Consider the following 7782-nt stretch of genomic DNA (forward strand, 5'->3'; position numbering starts at 1 on the left):
TTTGGAGTCGAGTTTTTTTCTAAGGTTGAATTATGGAATATTCAAAAGTCATCGCAATAGATGGTCCAAGTGGTAGCGGAAAATCAACAGTGGCCCGAGAATTGGCCCAAGTTTTAGACGTTCTCTACATTGATACAGGGGCCATGTTTCGTGCTCTCGCTTTCGAAGCGGATAAGCGCAGTGTACCGTTTGAATGGAGCGGTGGTTTAAAAGAGTTTATCGAATCAATTGATTTGAAATATGGAACGTCATCAGAATGCTTAATTAGTATTAACGGTGACAATCTTACGCAAAAAATTCGTGAGCACCACGTTTCTAAATTGGCATCGATCATTTCACAGATTCCTGAAATTAGAGAATTTCTTTTGGACTTCCAAAGAAATCTTGCGAAATCGTCAGTCTGTGTGATGGAAGGTCGTGATATCGGAACGGTTGTTTTTCCAAATGCTTTTTGTAAATTCTTTGTAACGGCTTCAGTGGAAGTTCGCTCTCAAAGAAGGCTTGAGCAATTGCGCGAAAGTGGCGACACTTCTGTATCTCTTGAACAGATTATGAAGGACGTTGAAAAGCGCGATATGAGCGATATGAATAGAGAAGTTGCTCCTCTTAAGCAGGCCAGTGATGCTGAGCTTGTTGATACGGGTAATATGAATATTAATGATGTCGTTTCCCAGCTTAAAGAAAAGGCCATACTCAAGGCCAAGAGCGTAGGTATAGAATTGTGAAATTTCTCATCAACCGTACCGATGCCATAGGAGATAATATTCTCACTATGCCAATGGCCCGAGCACTCAAAGAACATTTTCCAGAGTGCCAGGTAGCGGTGATTACTTCAAAGAGGGTGGGCGAAATTTACGAAAACCATCCTTATATCGACAAGTATTTTATTCTCAATAAAAATGATTCCTTTTTCAAAAAGTTTTACCGTTCGATGATGATCTTTAAGATCTTCAGACCAAGTCATTATTTTTTTGTCGGTGGCTCTCATGTTCCAAGTTTAGTTGCTTTTTTAAGGGGCATTGGTTTTAGGGGTGGTCTTAAGTCAAAGTGGCAGACTTTTTTATTTTTAAAAGATGGTGTTCGCCAAAAACGCTCCATCGTGGCCATGCATGAGAGTGAATATAATTTAGAGCTATTAAGACCTCTTATTGATAATATTCATGCAAAAGAACTTTATAGACCTCATATTGAGGTGACGACTGAAGAAGTTGAAAAAGCATGGCACCTTTTTCAAGATGAATGTACAAATAAAGGTATTCGTATCAATTCTGAGCTTGTCGTTATCCATCCAGGTATGACTGGACACACTTTGAATTGGTCTTCTCGCAATTATGGACGATTAATCACTCGCTTAATACAGCGCTACCCAGGTAAATTTACTTTTGTAATATCGCATACACCTTCTGATGAGCGTTTTTTAAAAGGCTTAAGAGAAGAGCTGATGCTCTTTGATGATATCTGTAAAGATAGTGTTTATTTTTTTGATGGCTCTGTTCATGGGCTTAGAAACTATATGGCCTTTTTAACTAAGTGCCGTTTGTTTATTGGTCCTTCTACTGGAACAACTCACATTGCAAATGTTTTAGGATTAAAGACAATTGCTCTTTATTCACCTATTAAAGTACAATCGGCCGCAAGGTGGAGGCCATTCAATAGTGATAAACTAAAAGTTCTCGTTCCTGATGTTGTTTGTGGTGAACAATTTGAATGTGCAAAAGAGGCCTGTCCATACTATGAGTGTATGGCAAAAATAGAAGTCGATGACGTTATTAACGTTATTAAAAATATGTTGGAGTTTTAATTTGAAATCACTAATTACTAAAGAAAGATTTGAAGAAATTGTTTCAAAATTTGAACATCTTAAACCTCTTCTCGTTGTAGGAGATGTCGGGATTGATAAATATACGTATGGTGAAGTTAAACGAATTTCTCCTGAGGCCCCTGTTCCTGTTTTAGAAGTGACAAAAGAATGGCTGAAGCTAGGACTGTCTGCCAATATCAGTGATAACCTTAAGGCCTTAAATATCAATTCAACTTTATGTGGCGTTATTGGAGATGATCAAAATGCCAATATCTTTGAAATGCTTCTTGAAGACGCAGAGCTTTCAACTTGGGGTATGGTACGTTGCGATCAGAGACCAACTGTTTTCAAAGAGCGTGTAACGACAATGACTCAACAGATTTGTCGAATTGATTACGAATCTCTTGATTATATTTCAGCCGATGTGGAAAAGCGTTTAGTGGACAGAATTGTTGATCTTTCTGATGGACACGAATCTCTTATTCTTGAAGATTATGCCAAAGGAACATTAAGTGAAGGCCTTATTCAAAAACTTATTGCTCACTATAATGGAATGAACAAGCTTGTTGCAGTTGACCCTAGTCGCACAACTCCTCCAACATTCTATAAGGGAGTTCATCTTTTGAAGCCAAATAGAGTCGAGGCCGAGATTATGGTGAAGCACCTAGGTTATACGGAAAAGAAAATTGAAAAGATCGCTGAAATTCTTATCGAAAAACTAGCTGTTGAAAAACTTGTCGTAACTCTGGGCGCGGATGGTATGGCCCTAGTTGATACTAAGGTATCAAACGAAGTGTCATTTATCCCAACTGCGGCCAATGAGGTCTTCGATGTCTCTGGTGCAGGAGATACGGCCATTGCCCTTCTTGTTTCTGCATTACAAGCAGGTGCAACTTTGGAAGAAGCTGCATGGATTGGTAACTGTGGTTCAGGAGTAGTTGTTGGTAAGAAAGGAACTGCTACAGTTAACCAGAAAGAGCTTCGTGCTTTTTACCAAACTTTAGTTCAAAGACTAAATCAATAGATGAGTGAGTTAAAAAAACCATCTCAAGGTTTTTTCTTTGCAAGCTTTCTCTATCACAGTGAAAAAATATCAAAATTAGAATTAATAACAATGTGGAAGGACTTAGTAGGTCCTTCCATTGAATTTAATTCGCATTTTTGTCCCATGAAAAAGTATTATGCTAAAGAAATGGGGGATGAAAATATGTTAGAGCGTTTTTTTCTTCTCTCTACAACTCCATTCGATAGAGAAGAGTTTGTTGCTTTAAAATTAAAGGCGACAGAGCTTGAGATAAAATTCAGTGATCATAATAATCGAATTTTTAATTTTGATGTTGGCCTTTTGACTCTAGAGAACTTTATTTTGGCCACTGGAAAAAGCTTCTCCCACCGCACATATATTGGGCAAGGAGTATATGCGGATCTTAATCTTTTATGTGAAGGTAAAGTTTTTCGCGCACTGCCTTGGACTTATCCAGATTATCAAATCCCTGAAGTTATAGACTTTCTTAATTGGGGACGATCGCTTTTACTCCAAAAACTCACCACTACTGCCTGATTTTAATTTGTAAAAATCCCACTGTGATATAATGACGTTAGTTTGATTTGGTCCTTTTTACTTTTTGGCCCTATCTCAAAACTAATTTTGAATGAACTTCAAAGTTTTTATTGAGGTGGGTCGTGATCTTAAGGAGGTAAATTAAGAGCACATCATTTAAATTAATCTAAGACATTTACATTGGTTCACTTCCAGGGATTTTTGGAGCACTCATAATTTACATCTTAAGTTCGCTCCTAGGCTCGCGCGGGCCTTGATGGAAGTGTCCTCAGAGGAATTCTGTCGTGAATTCTCTACTTAAAAGCATGAGATTTATAATTTGACCGGGTGAAATTCCCGGTTTTTTATTTTTGCTGCGTTCCTGCTTGCTTTTTTGCTGTGCGCATGAAAAAATTCGCTCAAAAAGTTGCGTTAACCCCTGAAAATAGGAAAAACAATGATTTCACAGCTAGAGAGTTTGTACCAAAACTTCTTAGAAGAATTAAAGACACAAAAGACCCAGGCCGAAATTTTAAATCTAAAGGCCGACTATATTGGAAAGAGCGGAAAAATTTCTGAAGTTTTAAAAAACTTGAAAAATCTTTCTGTTGAAGAGAAAAAAGAAGTAGGGCCAAAGGCCAATAAAATCAAAGATGATATCGCCAATGATATTGCCAACAAACTTCAGGCCGTTGAAATCGAAGAAATCAACCAAAAGCTTGCCGACAATAAAATTGATATAGGACTACGCGAATCTGTTAAGACGACAGGTTCTCGTCACGGCGGTTTCCACCCAAGAACACTTATCCGTCAAGAAATTGAGGATATTTTCCTTTCAATGGGCTTTGATGTTCTTGATGGACCCCATATTGAAGATGAATTCCATAATTTTGAGGCCCTTAATATTCCAGGTGATCACCCTGCACGTGATATGCAAGATACTTTCTGGTTTAAAGATGAATCTTCTCCAGAAGGAAAGAAGCACCTATTAAGAACTCACACTTCAACTATCCAAGTGCGCGGGATGCTTTCAAGAAAGCCTCCTTTTAGATTTATCGCTCCAGGGACAGTTTTTAGATGTGAAAGAACAGATGCTTCTCACGAAATGGTATTTCAACAACTAGAAGGAATGATGGTTGGGGAGAATATCTCTGTTGGTAACTTAATTTATTTCATGAAAACAACACTTAAAGAAATTTTCAAGAAAGACGTTGAAGTTCGTCTTCGTCCAGGATTTTTCCCATTTGTTGAGCCAGGTTTTGAACTTGATATCAAATGCCAAGTTTGTGGTGGTAAGGGTTGTTCTGTATGTAAACATACTGGTTGGGTAGAGCTTCTTCCATGTGGGATGATTCACCCGAACGTTCTTAGAGCAGGTGGCATTGATCCTGATAAGTATAACGGTTTTGCTTTTGGACTTGGTCTAGATCGTCTCGTTATGATGAAGTATGGAATTGATGATATCCGCCACCTACAAAGTGGGGATCTAAGATTCAACGAACAATTTAAAACTTACTAAAAAATTAAAGGATAAGAATATATGTTAATTTCTACAGATTGGATTAAAGACTTCGTTGAACTTCCAGAAAATTTAACTCCAAAAGAGATCGGAGAAAAATTTACGTTAGGAACTGCAGAAGTTGAAGATGTTATAACTGTTTCGGCACACCTTGAAGTTATTCGTGTTGCGGAAATTTTAAGTATCGAACCACACCCTGAAGCCGACAAGCTAAACCTCGTGACATTTAACTTTGGTGGCAAAGAGCCTAAGAGAGTTGTTTGTGGTGCCTCTAATGTACGTGTCGGCCTTAGAACAATGTATGCACCTCTTGGTGTAACTCTTCCTAATGGTCTAACTCTTGAGCCTAAGAAAATTCGTGGTGTTCTTTCTGAAGGAATGCTGTGCTCTGAAGAAGAGCTAGGATTTGCTGAAGAGTCAGAAGGCATTATTGATCTTCCAAGTGATGCACCTATTGGTGTTACTGCAATGGAATATTATAACGAGAAAAAAGATGTTCTTTTAGATGTTGATAATAAATCACTTACTCACAGACCAGACTTATGGGGTCACTACGGACAGGCCCGTGAATTTGCGGCCGTCTTTGAAAAAACATTAAAGAACCCATTTGATAGTAAGTGGCGTGATTCTCTACTATCTAAAATAGGTAATGGTTCATCACCGATTTCTCCAAAAGTAGATAAAGATTCCGCCTGTCTTTCATACTTCGGTCTATCTATCGATGGTGTTACGGTTGGAGAGTCTCCGCTGTGGATGCAAAAAAGGTTAAAGGCCGTAGGTTCAAGACCAATTAATAGTATTGTTGATATTTCTAACTACGTAATGCTGGAACTTGGTATTCCCAACCATATTTTTGATCGAAGTGAAATCAAAGGCGAGCTTTCAATTAAACGCCTTGGTACTGAGGCTGAATTTACAACTCTAGATGAAGAAAAGCGCTCTCTCGTAGCGTTTGATACTGTTATCTGTGATTCAGAAAGACCACTTTGTCTTGCTGGCATCATGGGGGGATTAAATTCAGGTGTAACTGAGAAGACAACAAATGTCTTTATCGAAGTTGCAAACTGGAAGGCCGCAGAAGTTCGTCGAACATCAACTCGTTTAGGTTTAAGAACAGATTCTTCTCAGCGCTATGAAAAAACTCTAGACAGTAAACTTTGTGAAAAAACACTTCTTCGTATCCTTGAACTTATTCTTGAACTGAATCCAAACGCAAAAGTGGTTGGGAAAATTGAATACGATGGTGTTGATCTTAATTCAATTTCTACTGTAGAAATTGAAACAAGCTTCACAAAGATTTGTTCAACTCTTGGAAAAGATATTTCGAATGATAAGATAGTCTCAATTTTGACGACTCTTGATTTTGATGTGAATGCCGTTGGCGATACTTTGAAATTAAAAGTACCGAGTTATAGAGCGACAAAAGATATCGAATGTGAAGCTGATATTATTGAAGAAGTTGGACGTATTATTGGTTACGATAATATTGAGTCTTCATCACCTAAGCTTGATATTTTTCCAGTAAAGCTTTCACCTGCGCAAAAACTTCACCGTAAAGCACGTGACTATATGGTTTATAATGCTTCTTCATTTGAAGTTATGACTTATCCAATGATCGGTGAGAAACTTTACGAAAAGGCAAATTGGCCAGTAAGTCGTGAACTAGAACTTATTAATTCCATCAGCAAAGATGCTGAGCTAATGAGAACTTCTATGATCCCAAGCTTATTGGAAGCCGCTGCTTTAAATACAAAAAATATGTCAAAGTTTAGATTCTTTGAATTGGGTCGTACGTATCACAAAGATGATAAAAGTTTTGCTCGTGAGAATTCAGAACTCGCAATTGTTTTCTTTGATAAAGAAAAATCACCGTTCATGGAACTTCTTAATACAGTAGAAGGTTTACTTGCAGCTCTTAATATCCCTGGTGATATTTGTGAGAAGCACCCTAAGTTTAAGAATGAAGTTCTTCCAGAAGATTGGAGTGGAGCGCATCCGTTTGAATTTTTAAATATTAGAATTATGGGTAAGATGAAAGGTGTCGTTTCATCTATTCATCCGATTGCTCTTCGTTCATTTAAGATTAAAGGAAACTTAGCAGTAGCTATTCTTGACTTAACGGCGATTGAACAATCTGAACAAAAAGATAAAACAAAGTATTCTCCATTAGCAAAATTCCCGTCTTCTAACTTTGACTGTACAGTTGTTGCTAAGACAGATGTATCTGTAGCAACTTTGTTACAAGAGACGAAGAAGTTAAAGATTAAAGAACTTGTTGATATGAAAGTGGCCGATGTCTTTACTATGAATGAAAATGAGAAGGCCGTTACTTTAAGAGCAACTTTCTTTGATGCTAATCAGACTTTAAGTGGCGATTTCATCACAGAGGCCAGTAACAAAGTGGTTGATGTGCTTGAAAAGGCCGGTTATCCATTAAAAAAATAAATGTTTTTCTTTATAGGGCCGCATCTGCGGCCCTTTTTTTTGTCTTGAGATCTCTTTTTTAACTCTTTTATATTACTTAAGTGTTTGATTTTGTTAGATTGTATGAAAAAGTTGAGAAAAAAGTTATTTTTATAAAAAAAAGTATTGACGGAATTGTGGCCCATCTGTAGTATCCGTCCTTGTCAGAAACACGAAACAAACTTCGAAACGGAAAAACAAGCCGATACAAGTGAAGAGAAATCGAACTTAGGCTTGAAGAAAACGCTGTCGAAAAAAAAAATGAAAAAAGTTCGTGACAAAGCTTTTCCGACGTAATAAGTTAGCGAAGCACTTTTCAGATAAGCTCTTTAAAAATTTAAATAGAAAGTTAAAGTTTGCCACTTATGTGGTAAAAAAGATGAGAAAGAATCCTTGAAGTTTAAGATGAGGAATTCGGCGTAACTAAATCCAGCACTAAAGTTGATGTTGTACGTAAGT

6 protein-coding genes are annotated in these 7782 nt (G+C 37.4%); all 6 read left to right on the forward strand.

The genetic code is table 11. The features are described 5' to 3' along the window. The first annotated feature begins 32 nt into the window (after positions 1 to 32). The 6 genes from cmk to pheT all read left to right on the forward strand — a co-directional run bounded on the left by cmk (position 33) and on the right by pheT (position 7305). Positions 33 to 725, forward strand: coding sequence for a (d)CMP kinase (gene cmk, locus M899_RS09180; RefSeq protein ID WP_021271159.1), 693 nt, complete (start codon positions 33 to 35; stop codon positions 723 to 725). Beyond that, positions 722 to 1801, forward strand: coding sequence for a glycosyltransferase family 9 protein (locus M899_RS09185; protein WP_155897168.1), 1080 nt, complete (start codon positions 722 to 724; stop codon positions 1799 to 1801). Before cmk ends, M899_RS09185 begins: the two co-directional genes overlap by 4 nt. 1 nt (position 1802) lies before the next feature. After that, entirely contained in the window at positions 1803 to 2825 is a 1023-nt protein-coding gene (locus tag M899_RS09190; protein ID WP_021271167.1) for a bifunctional heptose 7-phosphate kinase/heptose 1-phosphate adenyltransferase, read from the forward strand. After that, the gene (locus tag M899_RS09195) at positions 2826 to 3362 is read left to right on the forward strand and encodes a DUF4416 family protein (RefSeq protein ID WP_021271158.1); all 537 of its coding nucleotides are present in this window, start codon (positions 2826 to 2828) and stop codon (positions 3360 to 3362) included. Positions 3363 to 3798: 436 nt separating this feature from the next. After that, positions 3799 to 4860: a phenylalanine--tRNA ligase subunit alpha gene (gene pheS / locus M899_RS09200; RefSeq protein ID WP_021271148.1), complete on the forward strand. Its 1062-nt coding sequence runs from the start codon at positions 3799 to 3801 to the stop codon at positions 4858 to 4860. 21 nt (positions 4861 to 4881) lie between these two features. Beyond that, positions 4882 to 7305 carry a phenylalanine--tRNA ligase subunit beta gene (pheT, locus tag M899_RS09205; protein ID WP_021271147.1) on the forward strand — a complete coding sequence of 808 codons (2424 nt, stop codon included), beginning with the start codon at positions 4882 to 4884 and terminating at the stop codon, positions 7303 to 7305. The last annotated feature ends 477 nt before the right edge of the window (positions 7306 to 7782 follow it).

This window comes from Bacteriovorax sp. BSW11_IV (genome assembly GCF_000447755.1).
Classification (GTDB): Bacteria; Bdellovibrionota; Bacteriovoracia; order Bacteriovoracales; family Bacteriovoracaceae; genus BSW11-IV.

What these genes read in the sequence shown, in the direction of transcription:
- cmk (WP_021271159.1), top strand. Translation starts at nt 33, where the DNA reads ATGGAATATTCAAAAGTCATCGCAATAGATGGTCCAAGTGGTAGCGGA.
- M899_RS09195 (WP_021271158.1), top strand. Translation starts at nt 2,826, where the DNA reads ATGAGTGAGTTAAAAAAACCATCTCAAGGTTTTTTCTTTGCAAGCTTT.
- pheS (WP_021271148.1), top strand. Translation starts at nt 3,799, where the DNA reads ATGATTTCACAGCTAGAGAGTTTGTACCAAAACTTCTTAGAAGAATTA.
- pheT (WP_021271147.1), top strand. Translation starts at nt 4,882, where the DNA reads ATGTTAATTTCTACAGATTGGATTAAAGACTTCGTTGAACTTCCAGAA.